The 21,914-nt window shown below is 69.5% G+C and carries 16 protein-coding genes and 1 tRNA gene; 3 read left to right on the forward strand and 14 right to left on the reverse strand.

What is annotated here, in order from left to right; translation table 11 throughout:
- Nucleotides 1-59: 59 nt before the first annotated feature.
- The 10 genes from AC3ET4_RS00320 to AC3ET4_RS00365 all read right to left on the reverse strand — a co-directional run bounded on the left by AC3ET4_RS00320 (nt 60) and on the right by AC3ET4_RS00365 (nt 13,912).
- A complete protein-coding gene (locus tag AC3ET4_RS00320) occupies nt 60-3,959 on the reverse strand; it encodes a DNA-directed RNA polymerase subunit beta' (protein WP_431944500.1) in 3,900 nt (1,299 codons plus the stop codon).
- Between the two features lie 97 nt (nt 3,960-4,056).
- Entirely contained in the window at nt 4,057-7,545 is a 3,489-nt protein-coding gene (gene rpoB / locus AC3ET4_RS00325; protein WP_431944502.1) for a DNA-directed RNA polymerase subunit beta, read from the reverse strand.
- Nucleotides 7,546-8,110: 565 nt separating this feature from the next.
- Nucleotides 8,111-8,500: a 50S ribosomal protein L7/L12 gene (gene rplL / locus AC3ET4_RS00330; protein WP_431944504.1), complete on the reverse strand. Its 390-nt coding sequence runs from the start codon at nt 8,498-8,500 to the stop codon at nt 8,111-8,113.
- Between the two features lie 105 nt (nt 8,501-8,605).
- On the reverse strand, nt 8,606-9,160 hold the full coding sequence (gene rplJ, locus AC3ET4_RS00335) for a 50S ribosomal protein L10 (RefSeq protein ID WP_431944506.1): 555 nt from the start codon (nt 9,158-9,160) through the stop codon (nt 8,606-8,608).
- 306 nt (nt 9,161-9,466) lie between these two features.
- The gene (locus AC3ET4_RS00340) at nt 9,467-10,408 is read right to left on the reverse strand and encodes an SCO4651 family lipoprotein (RefSeq protein ID WP_431944508.1); all 942 of its coding nucleotides are present in this window, start codon (nt 10,406-10,408) and stop codon (nt 9,467-9,469) included.
- Nucleotides 10,409-10,568: 160 nt separating this feature from the next.
- A complete protein-coding gene (rplA, locus tag AC3ET4_RS00345; RefSeq protein WP_431944510.1) occupies nt 10,569-11,294 on the reverse strand; it encodes a 50S ribosomal protein L1 in 726 nt (241 codons plus the stop codon).
- Nucleotides 11,295-11,369: 75 nt separating this feature from the next.
- Nucleotides 11,370-11,804, reverse strand: a complete 435-nt coding sequence (gene rplK, locus AC3ET4_RS00350) for a 50S ribosomal protein L11 (protein ID WP_319135229.1) — start codon at nt 11,802-11,804, stop codon at nt 11,370-11,372.
- A 766-nt stretch (nt 11,805-12,570) separates the two neighbouring features.
- The gene (gene nusG / locus AC3ET4_RS00355) at nt 12,571-13,407 is read right to left on the reverse strand and encodes a transcription termination/antitermination protein NusG (RefSeq protein WP_431944512.1); all 837 of its coding nucleotides are present in this window, start codon (nt 13,405-13,407) and stop codon (nt 12,571-12,573) included.
- Nucleotides 13,408-13,476: 69 nt separating this feature from the next.
- Nucleotides 13,477-13,776 (reverse strand): preprotein translocase subunit SecE, encoded by a 300-nt coding sequence (secE, locus tag AC3ET4_RS00360; RefSeq protein WP_431944514.1) that lies wholly within the window; start codon nt 13,774-13,776, stop codon nt 13,477-13,479.
- Nucleotides 13,777-13,839: 63 nt separating this feature from the next.
- Nucleotides 13,840-13,912, reverse strand: a tRNA-Trp gene (locus AC3ET4_RS00365).
- A 213-nt stretch (nt 13,913-14,125) separates the two neighbouring features.
- Here AC3ET4_RS00365 and AC3ET4_RS00370 point away from each other — a divergent pair.
- The gene (locus AC3ET4_RS00370) at nt 14,126-15,343 is read left to right on the forward strand and encodes a pyridoxal phosphate-dependent aminotransferase (protein ID WP_431944516.1); all 1,218 of its coding nucleotides are present in this window, start codon (nt 14,126-14,128) and stop codon (nt 15,341-15,343) included.
- Nucleotides 15,344-15,478: 135 nt separating this feature from the next.
- On the forward strand, nt 15,479-16,492 hold the full coding sequence (locus AC3ET4_RS00375) for an adenosine deaminase (RefSeq protein ID WP_431944518.1): 1,014 nt from the start codon (nt 15,479-15,481) through the stop codon (nt 16,490-16,492).
- Nucleotides 16,493-16,738: 246 nt separating this feature from the next.
- On the opposite strand, the gene AC3ET4_RS00380 is transcribed toward AC3ET4_RS00375, so the two are convergent.
- Both AC3ET4_RS00380 and AC3ET4_RS00385 read right to left on the reverse strand, forming a co-directional pair.
- A complete protein-coding gene (locus AC3ET4_RS00380; RefSeq protein ID WP_431944520.1) occupies nt 16,739-17,794 on the reverse strand; it encodes a UDP-N-acetylmuramate dehydrogenase in 1,056 nt (351 codons plus the stop codon).
- Nucleotides 17,795-17,894: 100 nt separating this feature from the next.
- Nucleotides 17,895-19,064, reverse strand: a complete 1,170-nt coding sequence (locus tag AC3ET4_RS00385; RefSeq protein ID WP_431944522.1) for a thiolase family protein — start codon at nt 19,062-19,064, stop codon at nt 17,895-17,897.
- 134 nt (nt 19,065-19,198) lie between these two features.
- Here AC3ET4_RS00385 and AC3ET4_RS00390 point away from each other — a divergent pair, with 134 nt between their 5' ends.
- On the forward strand, nt 19,199-19,681 hold the full coding sequence (locus tag AC3ET4_RS00390; protein WP_431944524.1) for a winged helix-turn-helix transcriptional regulator: 483 nt from the start codon (nt 19,199-19,201) through the stop codon (nt 19,679-19,681).
- Between the two features lie 122 nt (nt 19,682-19,803).
- Here the strand turns inward: AC3ET4_RS00390 and AC3ET4_RS00395 are convergent, their stop codons facing one another.
- Both AC3ET4_RS00395 and AC3ET4_RS00400 read right to left on the reverse strand, forming a co-directional pair.
- On the reverse strand, nt 19,804-21,249 hold the full coding sequence (locus AC3ET4_RS00395; protein WP_431944526.1) for a DHA2 family efflux MFS transporter permease subunit: 1,446 nt from the start codon (nt 21,247-21,249) through the stop codon (nt 19,804-19,806).
- An 81-nt stretch (nt 21,250-21,330) separates the two neighbouring features.
- Nucleotides 21,331-21,894 (reverse strand): TetR/AcrR family transcriptional regulator, encoded by a 564-nt coding sequence (locus AC3ET4_RS00400; protein ID WP_431944528.1) that lies wholly within the window; start codon nt 21,892-21,894, stop codon nt 21,331-21,333.
- Nucleotides 21,895-21,914: the final 20 nt, after the last annotated feature.

Genomic DNA, 21,914 nt, shown 5'->3' on the forward strand with positions numbered 1-21,914 from the left:
AAGACCGCTGGGCGGCCACCCCGGAAGGGATGGCCGCCCAGCGGCTTCGATCGGACGACTCAGCCGTTGTACGGGCCGTAGTCGTAGTCCTCCAGCGGAACGGCCTGGCCGGAGCCGGTGCCGAACGGGCTGTAGTCGATGTCGTCGTAGCCGACGGCCGAGTACATCGCGGCCTTGGCCTCCTCGGTCGGCTCCACCCGGATGTTGCGGTAGCGGGACAGACCCGTACCGGCGGGGATGAGCTTACCGATGATGACGTTCTCCTTGAGGCCCAGCAGGGAGTCGGACTTGGCGTGGATCGCCGCGTCCGTCAGGACCCTGGTCGTCTCCTGGAAGGAGGCGGCCGACAGCCAGGACTCGGTGGCCAGCGAGGCCTTGGTGATACCCATCAGCTGCGGACGGCCGGAGGCCGGGTGGCCACCCTCCGCCACGACCCGACGGTTCTCGGTCTCGAAGCGGCCGCGCTCGACCAGCTCGCCCGGCAGCAGCTCCGCGTCGCCGGACTCGATGATCGTCACCCGGCGGAGCATCTGCCGGATGATGATCTCGATGTGCTTGTCGTGGATCGACACACCCTGCGAGTTGTAGACCTTCTGCACTTCCCCGACCAGGTGGACCTGGACAGCCCGCTGGCCCAGGATGCGCAGCACGTCGTGCGGGTTGGTGGCGCCCACGGTCAGCTTCTCGCCGACCTCGACGTGGTCGCCCTCGCCCACGAGCAGACGGGCACGCTTGGAGATCGGGTAAGCGATCTCGTCGGAGCCGTCGTCCGGGGTGATGACGATCTTCTTGGTCTTCTCCGTCTCCTCGATCCGGATGCGGCCGGCCGCCTCCGAGATCGGGGCGACGCCCTTGGGGGTACGCGCCTCGAAGAGCTCGACGACACGCGGCAGACCCTGGGTGATGTCGTCACCGGCCACACCACCGGTGTGGAAGGTACGCATCGTCAGCTGGGTGCCGGGCTCACCGATGGACTGGGCGGCGATGATGCCGACCGCCTCGCCGATGTCCACCAGCTTGCCGGTCGCCAGCGAACGGCCGTAGCACATCGCGCAGGTGCCCACCGCGGACTCGCAGGTCAGGACCGAACGGGTCTTGACCTCCTGGACGCCGTTGTGGATGAGCTGCTCGATGAGCACGTCGCCCAGGTCGGTGCCGGCGGTGGCCAGCACCTTGCCGTCCACCACGACGTCCTCGGCGAGGCAGCGCGCGTACACGCTGGTCTCGACGTCGTCCGTCTTGCGCAGCGAACCGTCCTCGGCACGCTCGGCGATCGCCAGCTTGAGGCCGCGCTCGGTGCCGCAGTCCTCCTCGCGGATGATCACGTCCTGGGAGACGTCGACCAGTCGACGCGTCAGGTAACCGGAGTCAGCGGTACGCAGGGCGGTGTCCGCCAGACCCTTACGGGCACCGTGGGTGGAGATGAAGTACTCCAGCACGGTGAGACCCTCACGGAACGACGCCTTGATGGGCCGCGGGATGGTCTCGTTCTTGGCGTTGGACACCAGACCACGCATACCCGCGATCTGACGCATCTGCATCATGTTTCCGCGGGCGCCCGAGTCGACCATCATGAAGATCGGGTTGGTCTTCGGGAAGTTCGCGTTCATCGCCTCGGCGACCTCGTTGGTCGCCTTGGTCCAGATCGCGATCAGCTCCTGCGTGCGCTCGTCCTTGGTGATCAGACCGCGCTCGTACTGCTTCTGGACCTTCTCGTCCTGTGCCTCGTAGCCCGCGATGATGGCCTTCTTGGCCTCGGGCACGACGACGTCGGAGATGGCCACGGTGACACCGGAGCGGGTCGCCCAGTGGAAGCCCGCCGCCTTCAGGTTGTCGAGCGTCGCCGCCACGATGACCTTCGGGTAGCGCTCGGCGAGGTCGTTGACGATCTCGGAGAGCTGCTTCTTGCCGACCGGGTAGTCCACGAACGGGTAGTCCTCGGGCAGCAGCTCGTTGAAGAGCGCACGGCCCAGGGTCGTGTTCAGCCGGAAGCTGTCACCGAGCTGCCAGGGCTCCTCGCCCTCCACCGACGCCGGCGGGGTCCAGCCGCGCGGCGGGACGGTGCCGATCGGGAAGCGGATGTCGATCCTCGACTGCAGCGAGAGCTCCCGCGCGTCGAAGGCCATGATCGCCTCGGCGACCGAGCCGAAGGACCGCCCCTCGCCCTTGACCTCGCGCTCCTCCGCGTCCGTGGTGAGGAAGAACAGACCCAGGACCATGTCCTGCGTCGGCATCGTCACCGGACGGCCGTCGGCGGGCTTGAGGATGTTGTTCGAGGACAGCATCAGGATGCGGGCCTCGGCCTGCGCCTCCGCGGACAGCGGCAGGTGCACGGCCATCTGGTCGCCGTCGAAGTCCGCGTTGAACGCGGTGCAGACGAGCGGGTGGATCTGGATGGCCTTGCCCTCGACCAGCTGCGGCTCGAAGGCCTGGATGCCGAGGCGGTGCAGGGTCGGCGCACGGTTCAGCAGCACCGGGTGCTCGGCGATGACCTCTTCGAGCACGTCGTACACGACCGTGCGGCCGCGCTCGACCATGCGCTTGGCCGACTTGATGTTCTGCGCGTGGTTCAGGTCCACCAGGCGCTTCATCACGAACGGCTTGAAGAGCTCCAGCGCCATGGCCTTGGGCAGACCGCACTGGTGCAGCTTGAGCTGCGGGCCGACGACGATGACCGAACGGGCCGAGTAGTCGACGCGCTTGCCGAGCAGGTTCTGACGGAACCGGCCCTGCTTGCCCTTGAGCATGTCGGACAGCGACTTCAGCGGACGGTTGCCGGGACCCGTGACCGGGCGGCCGCGGCGGCCGTTGTCGAAGAGCGCGTCCACGGCCTCCTGGAGCATGCGCTTCTCGTTGTTCACGATGATCTCGGGGGCACCGAGGTCGAGGAGGCGCTTGAGGCGGTTGTTGCGGTTGATGACCCGGCGGTACAGGTCGTTCAGGTCGGAGGTCGCGAAGCGGCCACCGTCCAGCTGCACCATCGGACGCAGGTCCGGCGGGATCACCGGGACGCAGTCCAGCACCATGCCCTGCGGCTTGTTGGTGGTCTGCAGGAAGGCGGAGACGACCTTGAGGCGCTTGAGCGCGCGGGTCTTCTTCTGGCCCTTGCCGGTGCGGATGATCTCGCGGAGCTTGGCGGCCTCCTCGTCCAGGTCGAAGGACTCCAGGCGCTTCTGCAGCGCCGCGGCACCCATCGAACCCTGGAAGTAGGTGCCGAAGCGCTCCCGCAGCTCGCGGTAGAGCAGCTCGTCACCCTCCAGGTCCTGGACCTTGAGGTTCTTGAAGCGGGACCAGACCTCGTCGAGCCGGTCCAGCTCGCGCTGGGCACGGTCGCGCAGCTGCTTCATCTCACGCTCGGCGCCCTCGCGCACCTTGCGGCGCACGTCGGACTTGGCGCCCTCGGCCTCCAGCTCGCCGAGGTCGGCCTCGAGCTTCTTCTGCCGGGACTCGATGTCCGCGTCACGGCGCTGCTCGATCTGCTGGCGCTCGACGGACACCTGGGCCTCCAGCGAGGACAGGTCGCGCGTACGGCGCTCGTCGTCCACCCACGTGATCATGTAGGCGGCGAAGTAGATGACCTTCTCGAGGTCCTTCGGGGCGAGGTCGAGCAGGTAGCCCAGCCGCGACGGAACGCCCTTGAAGTACCAGATGTGAGTCACGGGAGCGGCAAGCTCGATGTGGCCCATCCGCTCACGACGCACCTTGGCGCGAGTGACCTCGACGCCGCAGCGCTCGCAGATGATGCCCTTGAAGCGGACACGCTTGTACTTGCCGCAGTAGCACTCCCAGTCCCGGGTGGGGCCGAAGATCTTCTCGCAGAAGAGTCCGTCCTTCTCGGGCTTCAGGGTGCGGTAGTTGATGGTCTCAGGCTTCTTGACCTCGCCGTGGGACCACTGCCGGATGTCGTCCGCGGTCGCAAGGCCGATCCGCAGCTCGTCGAAGAAGTTGACGTCGAGCACTTTGTCGTCAATCCCTCTTTCGGGGTCGAAAGTCAAACATGTCTGAACGGTCCGGGGGAGGCGGGGAGCTGCTCAGCGCAGCTCCCCGGCCGGCCCGTCAGACCTCTTCGACGCTGCTCGGCTCGCGCCGGGACAGGTCGATTCCGAGCTCCTCCGCCGCGCGGAAGACGTCCTCGTCCGTGTCGCGCATCTCGATGGACATGCCGTCCGAGGACAGCACCTCCACGTTGAGGCAGAGCGACTGCATTTCCTTGATGAGCACCTTGAAGGACTCGGGAATGCCCGGCTCGGGGATGTTCTCGCCCTTGACGATGGCCTCGTAGACCTTCACGCGGCCGAGGACGTCGTCGGACTTGATGGTGAGGAGTTCCTGCAGCGCGTAGGCCGCGCCGTACGCCTCAAGGGCCCACACCTCCATCTCACCGAAGCGCTGACCACCGAACTGCGCCTTACCACCCAGCGGCTGCTGGGTGATCATCGAGTACGGACCGGTGGAGCGGGCGTGCAGCTTGTCGTCCACCAGGTGGTGCAGCTTGAGGATGTACATGTAGCCGACCGAGATCGGGTCCGGGAACGGCTCGCCGGAGCGGCCGTCGAACAGCCGGGCCTTGCCGGAGGGCAGCACCATGCGCTGGCCGTCGCGGTTCGGGATCGTGGCCTCGAAGAGACCGGCGATCTCGTCCTCGCGGGCGCCGTCGAACACCGGGGTGGCGACGTTGGTGCCGGGCTCGACGCGGTCGGCGCCGATCGCCGTGAGGCGGCGCGCCCACTCGTCGCCGAGTCCGGAGACGTCCCAGCCCTGGGCGGCGAGCCAGCCGAGGTGGATCTCCAGGACCTGTCCCGGGTTCATTCGGGACGGGACACCCAGCGGGTTGAGGATGATGTCGACCGGGGTGCCGTCCTCCAGGAACGGCATGTCCTCGATCGGCAGGATCTTGGAGATGACGCCCTTGTTGCCGTGGCGGCCGGCGAGCTTGTCACCATCGGTGATCTTGCGCTTCTGCGCCACGTAGACGCGGACCAGCTGGTTCACGCCCGGCGGCAGCTCGTCGCCCTCCTCGCGGTCGAAGACGCGCACGCCGATGACCTTGCCGGTCTCACCGTGCGGCACCTTCAGCGAGGTGTCGCGGACCTCACGGGCCTTCTCACCGAAGATCGCGCGCAGCAGGCGCTCCTCCGGGGTCAGCTCGGTCTCGCCCTTCGGGGTGACCTTGCCGACCAGGATGTCGCCGGCGACGACCTCGGCACCGATGCGGATGATGCCGCGCTCGTCGAGGTCCGCCAGGACCTCCTCGGAGACGTTCGGGATGTCCCGGGTGATCTCCTCAGGGCCGAGCTTGGTGTCACGGGCGTCGACCTCGTGCTCCTCGATGTGGATCGAGGAGAGGACGTCGTCCTGCACCAGGCGCTGGCTGAGGATGATCGCGTCCTCGTAGTTGTGGCCCTCCCACGGCATGAACGCGACCAGCAGGTTCTTGCCCAGCGCCATCTCACCGCGCTCGGTGGACGGGCCGTCGGCGAGCACCTGGCCGGCGATCACGCGGGCGCCCTCGTCCACGACGACCTTCTGGTTGAAGGACGTGCCCTGGTTCGAGCGGGAGAACTTGGCGACCCGGTAGGTGTTGTAGGTGCCGTCGTCGTTGGCGACGGTGATGTAGTCCGCGGAGACCTCCTGGACCACACCGTCCTTGTCGGCCTTGATGACGTCACCGGCGTCGACCGCGCAGCGGTACTCCATGCCGGTGCCGACCAGCGGGGCCTGCGCCTTGAGCAGCGGCACGGCCTGGCGCATCATGTTCGATCCCATGAGCGCGCGGTTGGCGTCGTCGTGCTCGAGGAAGGGGATCATGGCGGTCGCGACCGACACCATCTGGCGCGGCGAGACGTCCATGTAGTCCACGTCCTCGCCGGGGACGTAGTCGATCTCGCCGCCGCGGCGGCGGACCAGGACGCGCGACTCCGCGAAGCGGTTGTCCTCGGTCAGCGGGGCGTTCGCCTGGGCGATGACGAAGCGGTCCTCCTCGTCTGCCGTGAGGAAGTTGACCTCGTCGGTGACGACACCGTTCTCGTCGACCTTGCGGTACGGGGTCTCCACGAAGCCGAACGCGTTGACCCGGCCGTAGGAGGCCAGCGAGCCGATCAGACCGATGTTCGGGCCTTCGGGGGTCTCGATCGGGCACATGCGTCCGTAGTGGGACGGGTGCACGTCACGGACCTCGAAGCCGGCCCGCTCACGGGACAGACCACCGGGGCCCAGCGCGGACAGACGGCGCTTGTGGGTCAGGCCCGACAGCGGGTTCGTCTGGTCCATGAACTGGGACAGCTGGCTGGTGCCGAAGAACTCCTTGATGGAGGCGACGACCGGCCGGATGTTGATCAGGGTCTGCGGCGTGATCGCCTCGACGTCCTGGGTGGTCATCCGCTCGCGGACGACGCGCTCCATACGGGCCAGACCCGTGCGGACCTGGTTCTGGATGAGCTCGCCGACGTTGCGCAGACGGCGGTTGCCGAAGTGGTCGATGTCGTCGACCTCGACGACCACGGACGAACCGTTGTCGCCGGTGGTCTCGGTCTCGCCGGCGTGCAGCTTGACCAGGTACTTGATCGTCGCGATGACGTCCTCGACGGTCAGCACACCGGCGTCGAGCGGCGCGTCGGCGCCCAGCTTCTTGTTGATCTTGTAGCGGCCGACCTTGGCCAGGTCGTAGCGCTTGGGGTTGAAGTAGAGGTTCTCCAGCAGCGTCTGCGCGGCCTCACGGGTCGGGGGCTCGCCCGGACGCAGCTTGCGGTAGATGTCGAGCAGCGCGTCGTCCTGGCCCTGGGTGTGGTCCTTCTCCAGGGTGGCGCGCATCGACTCGTACTCGCCGAACTCCTCGAGGATCTGCTCGGTGGTCCAGCCGAGCGCCTTCAGGAGGACGGTGACGGACTGCTTGCGCTTGCGGTCGATGCGGACACCGACCATGTCGCGCTTGTCGATCTCCATCTCCAGCCAGGCACCGCGGGAGGGGATGACCTTGGCGGAGTAGATGTCCTTGTCGGACGTCTTGTCGATCTGGCTGTCGAAGTAGACACCCGGCGAACGCACCAGCTGGGACACCACGACACGCTCGGTGCCGTTGATGACGAAGGTGCCCTTGTTGGTCATGAGCGGGAAGTCGCCCATGAAGACCGTCTGGGACTTGATCTCGCCGGTCTCGTTGTTGGTGAACTCGGCCGTGACGAAGAGCGGGGCCGCGTACGTGAAGTCGCGCTCCTTGCACTCGTCGATCGAGTTCTTCGGAGGCTCGAAACGGTGGTCGCGGAAGGTCAGCGACATCGACCCGGAGAAGTCCTCGATCGGGGAGATCTCCTCGAAGATCTCCTCCAGACCGGACTTGGTGGGGACGTCCTGACCACTGTCCAGGGCCGCCTCGACGCGAGCCTTCCAGGCGGCGTTGCCGAGAAGCCAGTCAAAGCTCTCGGTCTGCAGCGCGAGGAGGTTCGGGACCTCGAGGGGCTCCTTGATCTTCGCGAAAGAGATGCGCAGCGGGGCGGTGCTTGCGCCGTTGTTCGTATTGGCAGTCGAGGCGTTGCGCGAGGCGGCCAAGAGGGGGTCCTTCCGAGGGCTCGGACTCACTACGCGCGTACCGGTTCCGCCCCCGGGCGCAGACAAGGATGCCCTGATCAGGACGGTTCCTCATGTGTGCTCAGGCTTGGGCTTGCCCCTGGTGACGGGCCAGGCAGCAGCTAACAGGCAGCGCAAAGGGTCAGTGTAGCCACTCGGCACACTGATGTCCAGTGCAGAGTTTCGGAGACCGGCGCTGCACCAATCTCGTCCTCCGGAGGGGTCCGTGGGATCCCCTTGTTGTGAGCCGTCATGCCCTCGTTCGCGCTTGCCAGGCTAGGCATTCCCGCATCGTCCTCGTTCCATGCCTCGGTCCATGGTTGATGTGACGACGCGTCCTGAGAATCGCGCGCTGCGTGCGGTTCGTCAAGGCCCCCGCCCCGCGGAGATCGTCACAGCTCGAGGAAGTCGACGGCCCCGGAACGGTGATCATCACCTTACCCGGGCCGGTCGCCGGAGCGGGTGACGCACCACGCAAACGACCGAGGGCGGCCACCCGAAAGGGTGGCCGCCCCGCGGCTGATCAGCCCCTCGAAAGGGGCAGAGATCACTTGACCTCGACGGACGCGCCCGCGGCCTTGAGGGACTCGGCGGCCTTGTCCGCGGCCTCCTTGTTGACCTTCTCGAGGACCGGCTTCGGGGTGCCGTCGACGAGGTCCTTGGCCTCCTTCAGACCCAGGGAGGTCAGCTCGCGCACGACCTTGATGACCTGGATCTTCTTGTCGCCGGCGCCGGTGAGGATGACGTCGAACTCGTCCTTCTCCTCGACGGCCTCGGCGGCGGCGCCACCAGCGGCACCACCGGCGACGACAGCGGCGACCGGGGCGGCGGCGGTGACGTCGAACTTCTCCTCGAAGGCCTTCACGAACTCGGAGAGCTCGATGAGGGTCATCTCCTCGAACTGCGCGAGCAGGTCGTCCTGGCTGAGCTTCGCCATGATGGCGGTCCTTCCACTAATTCGGCAGGTGCCGGATGTACATTGCGGCGGGCGTGTGCCTTGCGGCATTGCTACGCAGACGGGCCCGCTGGAGCACGGGAGTGGTTACTCCGCGTCCTCGGCGGGAGCCGGCGTACCGGCACCGCCCTGCTCGACCTTCTCGCGCAGCGCTTCCACGGTGCGGACGAGCTTCGAGGGCAGGGCCTGGAAGACAGCAGCGGCCTGACCCTGCTTGGCCTTCATGGCACCCGCCAGCTTGGCGAGCAGCACCTCGCGGGACTCGAGGTCCGCGAGCTTCTTGATCTCATCGGCGGACAGCGGCTTGCCGTCAAGCACACCGCCCTTGATGATGAGGTTCGGGTTCTCCTTGGCGAAGTCACGGAGACCCTTCGCCGACTCCACCGGGTCACCGGTGACGAAGGCGACAGCCGTCGGACCCGCGAACAGGTCGTCGAGCTGGGTGATCCCGGCCTCGTTGGCCGCGATCTTGGTCAGCGTGTTCTTCACCACGGCGTACGTGGCGTTCTCACCGAGCGAACGGCGCAGCGTCTTGAGCTGCGCCACGGTGAGACCGCGGTACTCGGTCAGCACGGCGGCGTTGGAGCTGCGGAACTTGTCCGTCAGCTCTGCGACCGAACCGGCCTTGTCGGGCCTCGCCATAGAGCCTCGGCCTCCTTCCGGGTGATTCGGACCGCACGGGAAGGGGCCGGGCACAACAAACGCCCCGGCGCAGGCGCACGGGGCGTCACTCGACCAGAACCACGAGAGCGATTCCGGGAGCTCATCCACTGTCACCTGCGCGGGCCGTCCGCATCAGCGGATCCTTCGGCTGCCGCACCCTTGCGGGCACGCCAACAACCAGCGGTCTTTGGCTTCCCCGGAAGAGTACGCGAACGTGTCCGCGCCAGGCAAATCCGGTGTCGGGGCAGGTCAGACGGCGCTGCCCTGCCCCGGCCTCGCCCGGCGTCAGCCGGCTGCGGTGTTGATGTCCTTCAGCATCGCGAAGAGATCGACGGTGTCCTTCGCCGGCGGGGCCTCGACGCCGGCGGCGGTCCCGTAGTCGGAGTAGCGGGCCGTCATCCGCACCGTGCCCTGGGACATCTTCATCCCCAAGACCATCTTCACCGGGTAGCGGTCCTCGTTGACCCAGATCTCGGTGTCGTACCCCTTGATGCCCGCCTTCTTCACGTCGGCGATCAGGGCCTCGCGCTGCTCGGCGGAGAGCAGGTCGGCGGACTGGTTGGCCTGCACCATCTCCTCGAACGTCAGCGTGCCCTTGTAGTGGTCCGCCGCGGCGCCGTCGACCTTCTCCGCCCCGACGTGCTTCAGATGCGGCGACTGGAGCAGCAGGGCGAGCTGCTCGGACGGGTCCTGGTTCAGGTTCCCCAGGCTGCCGCTCACCTGCTTCTGCAGTGCCTCATTGCCGCTCGCCTCGGCCGCGGCCTCGAAGTCCAGCTTCATCCAGCGCTTGCCTTCCAGCTGCGCGGCCTGCGCCGCCCCCACGTCCACGTACATGGCGTCGTGGATCATGATCATGCGCATCTCGGACGGGGCGTCCGGGCCACCGACGGCCGCGAGGGCGGAGCCCTTCACGGTGAGGTCCATGACCGCCGGATCCCAGCCCTGTACGCCGGTCACCTCCATGGTGCCGCCGCCCTGGACGCCGGGCGGCGTGCTGACCGTCATGCGGACCTTGGCGGACTTGGCCTCCGAGGTCTTCCTGAAGGCGGCCTGGATGATCTCGGTGATCTTGTCCTGGGACTGGACCGCGGAGTGGGGCGCGTCGGCCTTCTTGCGCTTCTTGACGCCGCTGTCGCCGTCGCCGTCACCATCGCAGCCCGCGAGGCCGACCAGGACGGCCACAGCCGCCAGACCGACGCCCACACGCCTCGCTGCGGACACGCTCATCAATCCCCACCCCATGCTGTTCGTCGTCTGCGGTCTCGTGATCCGACCGCTTGTGACGTTAACGCACCGCACTGACACCGTCGTAGAAAAAACCGGCCCCGCGCCTCGGGAGAGGCGCGGGGCCGGTTCACAGCACGCGGGCCCGTAGGGCCCGACCCGGTCAGACGGAGGCCGGGTCCTCCTCGACGAGGAGGTTGCGGGTGCGGTTCGGGTCGACCGGGATGCCGGGGCCCATCGTGGTGCTGATGGCGGCCTTCTTGATGTAGCGACCCTTGGCGGCGGACGGCTTCAGACGCAGGATCTCGTCCAGGGCGGCGCCGTAGTTCTCGACCAGCTGCTGCTCACCGAACGAGGTCTTGCCGATGATGAAGTGCAGGTTCGAGTGCTTGTCGACGCGGAACTCGATCTTGCCGCCCTTGATGTCCGTGACAGCCTTCGCCACGTCGGGGGTGACGGTGCCGGTCTTCGGGTTCGGCATCAGACCACGGGGGCCGAGGACGCGGCCGAGGCGGCCGACCTTGCCCATGAGGTCCGGGGTGGCGACGACGGCGTCGAAGTCCAGACGGCCCTTCGCGACCTCGTCGATCAGCTCGTCGGCGCCGACGATGTCGGCGCCCGCGGCACGCGCGGCCTCGGCACGGTCACCGGTCGCGAAGACCAGGACCCGGGCGGTCTTACCGGTGCCGTGCGGAAGGTTCACGGTGCCACGGACCATCTGGTCGGCCTTGCGCGGGTCGACGCCCAGACGGAAGGCAACCTCGACGGTTCCGTCGAACTTGCTGGTGGAGGTGTCCTTGGCGAGACGGACGGCCTCGAGGGGGGCGTACAGGCGCTCCCGGTCGATCTTGGCGTCCGCAGCGCGGAGGGACTTGCTGCGCTTGCTCACTTACTGCTCCTGTGTGTCTTGAGGAGTCGTGGTGCGGGCCGAGCAGGCCCTGCCACGGAACTGCTGGTGGAGTGGTCAGCCCTCGACCGTGATGCCCATGGAACGCGCGGTGCCGGCGATGATCTTCTCGGCGGCGTCCAGGTCGTTGGCGTTCAGGTCGGGCAGCTTGGTCGTGGCGATCTCGCGGACCTGGTCACGCGTAAGCTTCGCGACCTTGGTCTTGTGCGGCTCGCCGGAGCCCTTCTCCACGCCCGCGGCCTTGAGGATCATGCGGGAGGCCGGCGGGGTCTTGGTGATGAAGGTGAAGGAACGGTCCTCGTAGACCGTGATCTCCACCGGGATCACCCAGCCACGCTGCGACTCGGTGGCCGCGTTGTAGGCCTTGCAGAACTCCATGATGTTGACGCCGTGCTGACCCAGCGCCGGGCCCACCGGCGGGGCCGGGTTGGCCGCACCAGCGTTGATCTGGAGCTTGATAAGCCCCGTGACCTTCTTCTTCTTGGGAGGCATGTGCTCTCTCCGGGTCCTAGTGAGAGTTTTCCTGCCTGCTAACAGGCATACCGCACCACGATAGCGGGTACCGGGCCGAGGCCTGAAACCGGGCAGGTCAGACAAGCTTTACACCGGTGACGTTTGGCCGTCGGCAGGGCCCCGGCGCACGCTCCGCCGGGCGCTCGCGGGGCCGGCGAGTGCGGCGGCCGCGGGCTTCCCGCCGCCACTGGGGCGGGCCCCGCCCGGCGCTGTACGCGCGAGAGCCCCCTGCGGGAAACCACGGGGCGGGGTTCGAGCTGCCCTGGACGGCCCCGAGAGGCGGCCCGAGTCAGGGTGACGGGGCGATCACGGATGGGATTTCAGGACGTGCCCCAGCGCCAGAGGCCCAGGCCGACAACGATGAGCGATGCGTATCCGAGCCCGGCGAACGCCACGAGCAGAGCACCCGCTCCCCAAAGCCTCGGTTGCCGAACGCGGCGTTGGAGCCACTGGCCCGGCATACGCCCGAGCAGCAAGGCATGTATGCCGAGCACTATCAAGGCCAACCACAGGGCAGCCACTCGGCACGCGAGGCCAGGACCGCCATCCACGCCCGGCTCACCCCGCGGGAGCTGCGGCCACTCGTGCGCGTGCAGCAGCAGGAACGACACCCCCTGGGTCTCGGGACGGCAACCCCCGCGAGGCCCGGAGACGCCCGACGGCCCGGTGACGGCCCTCAGCACGCGAAGGAGCCCCTGCCCAACGGGAAACCGCTGGTCAGGGGCCCTTTCGGATGATCGTTTGACTAGTTCTTCTGGATCTGGTCGAAGCTGAGCTCGACCGGCGTCTCGCGGCCGAAGATCTCCACGAGGCCCTTGACCTTCTTCGAGTCCGGGTTGATCTCGTTGATCGTGGCCTGCAGCGTCGCGAACGGGCCGTCGGTGACGGTGACCGAGTCGCCGACCTCGAAGTCCAGCACCTGGACCTCGACCTTGCGCTTCGGCGCGGCACCGCCCTCGCCGCCCTCGGCGGCCGTTGCCTGCTCCTCGACCTCCGGAGCCAGCATCTTGGTGACCTCGTCCAGCGTCAGCGGGTACGGGTCGTAGGCGTTGCCGACGAAGCCGGTGACGCCAGGAGTGTTGCGGACGACGCCCCAGGACTCGTTCGTCAGGTCCATACGCACCAGCACATAGCCGGGCAGCTTGTTCTGGCGGACGGTGCGGCGGTCGCCGTTCTTGATCTGGACGACCTCTTCCTGGGGCACTTCGGCCTGGTAGATGTAGTCCTCGACGTTCAGCGAGACGGCGCGCTGCTCCAGGTTGGACTTCACGCGGTTCTCGTAGCCGGCGTAGGTGTGGATGACATACCACTCACCGGGGAGGGTGCGCAGCTCCTCGCGGAACGCGGCGACCGGGTCCACCGGAGCCTGCTCCTCCGCCGCTTCCTCGCCTGTGGTCTCGTCCGCCTCGTCCGCCTCGTCCTCGTCGACGACCTGGACGGCAGCCGACTCGGCGGGCTCGCCGGCGGCCTCGTCTGCAGCCTCCGCCTGGTCGATCTCGCCGTCGGCTGCCTCGACGATGTCGAGCGCGGTGTCGTCGCCCTCGACGGTCTCGTCGGCGTCGTACAGGTTCGGGTCAGACACGGTCGCTGCTTCTTCCTTCACGATGTGGAACAGGCGGTCGGGCGCCACGGGCACCCTCCGCGGGAGGAATCACCCGAAGACGTACGAGACGCCCTTGTTGAATCCCCAGTCAATCACGGTAACGAGCGCGATGATGACCACAACGAAGACAATCACCACGCTGGTGTAGGTGATGAGCTCGCTACGCGTGGGCCAGACGACCTTGCGGAGTTCCGCCACGATCTGGCGGTAGAAGAGCGCGAGGCGCGCGAGGGGCCCCTTCTTGCCGCGCTTGCCGCCGCGGCGGGGCTTCTTGGAGGTGGCGTCCGCGGAATCGCTGTCGGGACGGCCACTCTCAGGCGTCGCGGTGGAGCCCAGGGCTTCCGTCACTCGTCCTCACCTGAATCCGGGTCGTTTGCCGAACAATTCCTCAAAGCGTCTGCCTGCTTGTAGCAGGGCCGGAGGGACTCGAACCCCCAACCGCTGGTTTTGGAGACCAGTGCTCTACCAATTGAGCTACGACCCTTTGAGTGTCCCCAACGTACCGCATCCAGGCGGCTGCACGACGTGCGCAGCCAAGATCAGCTCGCGGGGGCCATCGACGGATGAGTGTACGTGCTCGCGGGCCGGGCGTCGAATGCGTTGCGTGTCCGCGTACGGTTCGCAGCGATTGCGCACGGTTACGACCGGAACGTGAACTCGTGTGCTCCGGTACCGCCGGGTCTGCGACGATGCAGACATGACCGCTGCAACTGAACGACGCGTGTCGGCCCGCATCGGGTCGATCTCCGAGTCCGCGACGCTCGCCGTGGACGCGAAGGCCAAAGCCCTCAAGGCCGCCGGGCGACCGGTCATCGGCTTCGGAGCCGGCGAGCCCGACTTCCCGACCCCCGACTACATCGTCGAGGCGGCGGTGGAGGCGTGCCGCAATCCGAAGTTCCACCGCTACACCCCGGCCGGCGGCCTGCCCGAGCTGAAGGCCGCGATCGCCGCCAAGACGCTGCGCGACTCCGGCTACGAGGTCGACGCCTCCCAGATCCTGGTCACCAACGGCGGCAAGCAGGCCATCTACGAGGCCTTCGCCGCGGTCCTCGACCCGGGTGACGAGGTCATCGTCCCCGCGCCGTACTGGACGACCTACCCGGAGTCGGTCCGGCTGGCCGGCGGCGTCCCGGTGCCGGTGGTCGCCGACGAGACCACCGGCTACCGGGTCTCCGTCGAGCAGCTGGAGGCCGCCCGCACGGAGAGGACCAAGGTCGTCCTCTTCGTGTCGCCGTCCAACCCGACCGGCGCCGTCTACACCGAGGCCGAGACCGAGGCGATCGGCCGCTGGGCCGTCGAGCACGGCCTGTGGGTGCTGACCGACGAGATCTACGAGCACCTGGTCTACGGAGGCGCCGCCTCGGTCTCGCTGCCGGCGCTCCTGCCCGAGCTGCGCGACAAGTGCATCGTCGTCAACGGCGTGGCCAAGACCTACGCCATGACCGGCTGGCGCGTGGGATGGATCATCGGCCCCAAGGACGTCGTCAAGGCCGCCACCAACCTCCAGTCGCACGCCACCTCGAACGTGAGCAACGTCGCGCAGGTCGCCGCCCTGGCCGCCGTGTCGGGCGACCTGGTGGCCGTGGCCGAGATGCGCAAGGCCTTCGACCGCCGCCGCCAGACCATCGTGCGGATGCTCAACGAGATCCCCGGTGTCGTCTGCCCGGAGCCGGAGGGCGCGTTCTACGTGTACCCGTCGGTCAAGACCCTGCTCGGCAAGGAGATCCGCGGCAAGCGGCCGCAGAGCTCCGTGGAGCTTGCCGAGCTGATCCTGGAGGAGGCGGAGGTCGCCGTCGTCCCGGGCGAGGCCTTCGGCACCCCGGGCTACCTGCGGCTGTCGTACGCGCTCGGCGACGAGGACCTCGTCGAGGGCGTCTCCCGGATGCAGAAGCTGCTGGGCGAGGCCAAGGCCTGAGCCCCGGCGCCGCGTGCACGCGGGCCCCCGGACCGGCCGGTCAGGGGGCCCGCGTGTGTGTGCGGGCAAGCCCTCGTTCGGGGAAAGCCGCCGAAAGCGGTACCGGGACCCGCGCCGGTGCGGCAGGATCTGTGGATGGCACGCGATGTATCCCTCCTCCCCAAGGCGCACCTCCACCTGCACTTCACCGGTTCGATGCGGCCCGCGACCCTGCTGGAACTCGCCGACAAGTACGGGGTGCACCTGCCCGAGGCGCTGACCTCGGGCGAGCCGCCCAGACTGCGCGCGACCGACGAGCGCGGCTGGTTCCGCTTCCAGCGCCTGTACGACATCGCGCGCTCCGTGCTCCGCTCCCCCGACGACATCCGGCGCCTGGTGCGCGAGGCCGCCGAGGAGGACGCCCGGGACGGGTCGGGGTGGCTGGAGATACAGGTCGACCCCACGTCGTACGCCCCGCGTCTGGGCGGGCTGATCCCCGCGCTGGAGATCATCCTCGACGCGGTGGAGAGCGCCTCCCGGGACACGGGTGTGGGCATGGCCGTCCTGGTGGCCGCCAACCGCACCAAGCACCCGCTGGACGCCCGTACGCTGGCCCGTCTGGCGGTGCGCTATGCGGATCACGGCGTGATCGGCTTCGGGCTCTCCAACGACGAGCGGCGCGGCCTGGCGCGGGACTTCGACCGGGCCTTCGCCATCGCCCGGGAGGGCGGGCTGCTGGCGGCGCCGCACGGCGGCGAGCTGGCGGGCGCGGGCAGCGTCCGCGACTGCCTGGACGACCTGCACGCCAGCCGGGTCGGACACGGTGTGCGGGCGGCCGAGGATCCGAGGCTGATGGCCCGTCTCGCCGAGCGCGGCGTCACCTGCGAGGTGTGCCCTTCGTCCAACGTCGCCCTCGGCGTCTACGACCGGCCCGAGCAGGTGCCGCTGCGCACCCTGTTCGACGCGGGCGTGCCCATGGCGCTGGGCGCCGACGACCCGCTGCTGTTCGGCTCGCGGCTCGCCGCGCAGTACGAACTGGCCCGGGAGGCGCACGGCTTCAGCGACGAGGAGCTGGCCGAACTGGCCCGCCAGTCGGTGCGCGGTTCCGCGGCGCCGGAGGGCGTACGGGCCAAGCTCCTCGCGGGGATCGACGACTGGCTCGCCGGCTGATCCCGCCCGGGCGGTACGGGGGTCGGCGTCGCGACGCGCTCCGGCGGACGGCTGGGCGGGATGCGGCGGCGCCTGGGGTTGCCGTGCCGACGGAGGACGGGTCACCCCGCCGCGCCCTGGGGCATGGCCCCGGACCACCCGGCCTCGCAGCTCGTCGGGTGGGCGGTCGGGCCGTACACGCGCCCTGGCAGGTGCGACCGGGCGTGACGGGCGTGAGGCGGCGTGATCGGGCGCGTCCCGGCGGGCTCAGAGGCTCACGCCGACCGTCACCGGCTCGTTGACCAGGGTGATCCCGAAGGCCGCGCGGACGCCCTCGACGACCTCGCGGGCCAGCGCGACCAGGTCGGCGGTCGTCGCCCCGCCCCGGTTGGTGAGCGCCAGGGTGTGCTTGGTGGAGATGCGTGCGGGGCCGCTGCCGTAGCCCTTGGCGAAGCCCGCCTTGTCGATCAGCCAGGCGGCGGAGGTCTTGATGTGCCCGTCGCCTGCGGGGTAGGCGGGGGGCGTGCTGTCCGGGCCGAGCCGGTCGTGGACACGGTTCAGGAAGTCCGCGTAGCCGGCTTCCGTGAGGACGGGGTTGGTGAAGAACGAGCCCGCCGACCAGGTGTCGTGATCCTCCGGGTCGAGCACCATGCCCTTGCCCGCCCGCAGCTTCAGCACCGTCTCGCGGGCGGTGGCCAGGGGCACCCGGTCGCCCGCGCCGACGCCGAGGGCGCGGGCCACCTCGGCGTACTTCACCGGGGCGGACATGCCGTCGGCGTCCTCCAGGGCGAAGCGCACCCGCAGCACGACGAAGCGGGCGGGGTCCGCCTTGAAGAGGCTGTGCCGGTAGGAGAAGGCGCACGCGGCGTTGTCCAGGACGACCGTCTTACCGGTGGTCCGGTCGTAGGCGACCACCTCGGTGATCGTGCCGGCGACCTCCTGGCCGTACGCGCCCACGTTCTGGATGGGCGTGGCCCCGGCGGAGCCGGGAATGCCCGCCAGGCACTCGACGCCCGCCAGGCCCGCCTCCACGGTGCGGGCGACGGCGTCCGTCCAGACCTCGCCCGCCGCGAGTTCCATCTCGGCGCCGTTCAGCTCAACGCCGCGCGTCCCGATGTGCAGCGCGGTCCCCGCGAACCCCTCGTCCGCGATCACCAGGTTGCTGCCGCCGCCGATGACCAGCAGCGGCGTCCCCGTCGCGTCCGCCTCCCGTACGGCCTCGACGACCTCGGCGTCCGTGGTCGCCGTCACCAGGCGGGTGGCGGGACCGCCGAGGCGGAAGGTGGTCAGGGGCGCGAGCGGGGCGTCGTTGAGTACGTGCACGGCATTCAGGGTAAGGGCGGGCGGGAAGTTGGGTGCACGGGCGGCGGGAGTCCGGTGCACGGGCGGGCAGGGCCGCCGGGGATGCCCCCGCCCGTACGGATCAGAGCGCCTCGAGGACCGTCGCGTTGGCGAGGCCGCCCGCCTCGCACATGGTCTGCAGCGCGTAGCGCGCGCCCCGGGCCCGCATGGCGTGGACCAGGGTCGTCATCAGGCGGGTGCCGCTGGCGCCGAGCGGGTGGCCCAGCGCGATGGCGCCGCCGTTGACATTGACCTTGGCGGGGTCGGCGCCGGTCTCCTGGAGCCAGGCGAGGACGACGCCGGCGAAGGCCTCGTTGACCTCGAACAGGTCGATGTCCGCCACGTCCAGACCGGCGCGGCGCAGCACGCGCTCGGTCGCCGGGATGACGCCGGTCAGCATGAGCACGGGGTCGGAGCCGGTGACCGCGAAGCTGTGCAGCCGGACGAGGGGGCGCAGCCCCAGGCGCTCGGCGGTCTCGCTGCTGGTGATCAGCACGGCGGAGGCTCCGTCGTTGATCGGGCTGCTGTTTCCGGCCGTGATCGACCAGTCGATCTGCGGGAAGCGCTCGGCGTAGCCGGGGTCGGCGAAGGCGGGGCGCAGCCCGGCGAGGATCTCGGGCGTGGTCGTGGGCCGGACGGACTCGTCCGTGCTGAGCCCGGCGAGCGGCGCGACTTCCGCGTCGAAGGCGCCGGCCGACCACGCGGCGGCGGCCTTCTGGTGCGACCGGGCGGCGAAGGCGTCCATCGCCTCGCGGCCCAGCGACCACTTGGCGGCGATCAGTTCGGCGCTGATGCCCTGCGGTACCACTCCGCCTGGGAAGCGGGCCGCGATGCCGGGGCCGAACGGGTCCGCGCCGGGCGGCACGTTGGACCACATGGGCACCCGGCTCATCGACTCCACGCCGCAGGCCACGACGATGTCGTACGCACCGGCGATGACACCCTGCGCCGCGAAGTGCACGGCCTGCTGGGAGGAGCCGCACTGCCGGTCCACCGTGGTGGCCGGGACGGAGTCCGGGAAGCCCGCCGAGAGCCAGGCCCAGCGGGTGGTGTTCATGGCCTGCTCGCCGACCTGGTCCACGGTGCCGCCGATGACGTCGTCGACGAGCGCCGGGTCGATCCCGCTGCGGCCGACGAGTTCCTTGAGGGCGTGGGCGAGCAGTTCGACCGGGTGCGTCCCGGCGAGCGCCCCGCCCGGCTTGCCCTTGCCGATGGGGGTGCGGACGGCTTCGACGATGACGGCGTCGCGCATGGGGTTCTCGCTTCCTGCGGGTGCGGTGCCGGGCGGGGTCGAGTACGAGTTAGTTTGATAGTCAAACCATATCCCGGCCCCGAGGGTAGGGCGAGCGGGTTCGGGATCACAACCCGCTGTGTGAGACTGGGCCGGTGAGCCCGACCGCACCTGTGCCCCCGCTGCCGGGGCGCCCCTGCTCCGCCGCCGCGGCCCTGCACCTCGTCGGCGACAAATGGGCGCTGCTCGCGGTCCGCGAGATCCTCTACGGCAACCGGCGGTTCGACGCCATCGCCCGCAACACGGGCGCGCCGCGGGACCGCCTGACCGTGCGGCTGCGCGCCCTGGAGGAGGCCGGCATCGTCGAACGCCGCCCCTACAGCGAGCGGCCGCCGCGGTACGAGTACCACCTGACCGAGGCGGGGCACGATCTCGCACCGGTCATCCGGGCTCTGCTGGCGTGGGGCGACAAGTGGGCGGTGGACGAGCCGCCGGTCGTGCTCCGGCACCGGGACGATCATCCGGTGGACGCCGTCGAGTTCTGCCGCACCTGCGGGGACGAACTCCACGACCGGGACCTGGTGCTGGACATCCGGGGTGAGGGTTGGACGCCCGCGGGGCGGACGGAGTCCGGCTGAACGACGCGGTGGCAGGCGTACGCGGTCCGTGCTGCCCCGCCTCCTTCGACCCGGTCGCCCGGCAACCCGAGGCGGGCGCGCCTCGCCGGCGCACCCGCCTCGGACTTCACAGGGGGGGTCCGTCAGGGGGTCGCGTCGGCGAGGGCCTTTGACGGGGCCGCGGTGGCCCCAGGGGCGGCCTCGTCGGCGCGGCGGGTCGGGACGGCAAGGGCCGCGAGCGCGCCGGCCGCGACGCCGACCGCGCCCACCCAGAGGGCTGGGGTGAGGCCGTCGACGAAGCGCATCGCGGACTCGTAGCCCCCCTGCGCGGAGAAGACCGCCGCGAGGGACGCGACGCCGAGGGCCCCGCCGACCTCGCGCAGGGCGTTGCTGGCGCCCGAGGCGATGCCCTGCTCCGCCGGCCGGACACTTCCCATGACGAGGTTGGCGCTCGGGGCGAAGTACATCGCCATCCCGACACCGCTCACGATCAGCGCCGGCACCTGCGCCGCGTACGACACTCCCGGCTCGACGATCAGGGCGAACCAGCCGAGGCCCACCGCCTGCAGGGCGAGCCCGGCCGCCACGACCGGCCGACCGCCGAGGCGGTCGGAGAGGAAGCCCGCGACGGGCGCGACGATCATGGGCATGCCCGTCCAGGGCAGCATGCGCAGCCCCGCCTGTGTCGGGGAGTAGCCGGCGACGTTCTGGAAGAACTGGCTGAGCAGGAAGATCGAGCCGAACATACCGAGGGACATCAGCAGGCTGGCCGTGTTGATCGCGGCGAAGGCGCGGCTGCGGAAGAGCCGCATCGGCAGGATCGGATTGCGGGCGCGGACGCCGTGCCGTACGAAGACGGCCAGCAGCACACCGCCGCCGATCAGCCCACCGAGGACCGGGCCGCTGGTCCAGCCGTCGGCATTGCCGCGGACGAGGGCGTAGACGATGCCGAACAGACCCGCGCTGGCGAGCACCGTGCCGGTCACGTCGAGCCGGGGGGCGAGGCCGCGGCTCTCGGCGAGCCGCAGCCTGGCGAGGGGCAGGAGCAGCAGGCCGATCGGGACGTTCAGCCAGAAGATCCAGTGCCAGGAGATGTGCTCGGTCAGCGAGCCGCCGATGAGGGGCCCGGCGGCGACCGCGAGGCCGTTGACGGCTCCCCAGATGCCGAACACCATGCCGCGCCGCTCGGGCGGGACGGTGGCCGAGAGCAGGGTGAGGGTGAGCGGCATCAGGACCGCGGCGCCGACGCCCTGGACGGCGCGCGCGGCGATGAGCCCGTCCATGCCGGGGGCGAGCGCCGCGGCGGCGGAGGCCGCCGAGAAGACGCCGAGGCCGACGAGGAACATGCGCCGGCGGCCGAAGCGGTCGCCCAGGGCCGCGCCGAACAACAGCAGGACGGCGAAGGTGAGCGTGTAGGCGCTCACCGTCCACTCCAGGTCCTCCAGGGCCCCGCCGAGGTCGGCGCGGATGGAGGGCAGGGCCGTGGTGACGACCAGGTTGTCGAGCGCCGCCATGAAGCCGGCGGCGCTGGTGATGACGAGGGCCCAGACGACGCTGCCGCGCCTGGCCTCCTGCGATTGCTGTGCCATGAACTCCCCCAGATGATTAGTAATCGATCAATAACTTTCATGGACATGGATGGGCCCGGAGCGTGGCGGCGGCGCGACCGGTCAGCCCTTCTCCGGCAGGCGGTCGGCGTAGAGGGCCTCGAGCCCCGCCCAGCCGCGCTCGCCCTGCGGAACGCCGAGCGCCACCAGTACGTTCACGAGCATCCCCGTGCCGAAGAACTCCGCCGTCTCGCGCTCGGCCACCCCCGTGCGCGCCCTGACGAAGTCCCACAGGTCCAGCCAGCCGCGCCGGCAGGCCTCGCGGATCTCCTCGTCGTCGACGGCCGCCACGTACATCTGCAGCTGCATCCGCAGGACGTCGCCACCCCCGATGAGGTCCTGGTAGGAACCGCACATCGCCCGGAACGCCTCCTCCCCCTCCAGCCCCGCGGCCGCCTCCTCGAAGTGCGCCTGGATCTTCTCCAGGCACCGCGCCGCGGCGGCCAGGAACAGCGCCTTCTTGTTCGGGAAGAGCCGGAAGAGATACGGCTGCGACACACCCATGCGCTTGGCGATGACGCCGGTGGAGGTGCCGTTGTAGCCACCCGTGCCGAACTCCGTCATCGCCGCGCGGACCGCCGCCTCGCGGCGCTCCTCCGCGCTCATCCGCATCCCGTCACCTGCCATACGAAGTAAGTTATCAGTCA

Source organism: Actinacidiphila sp. bgisy167, from assembly GCF_057707665.1.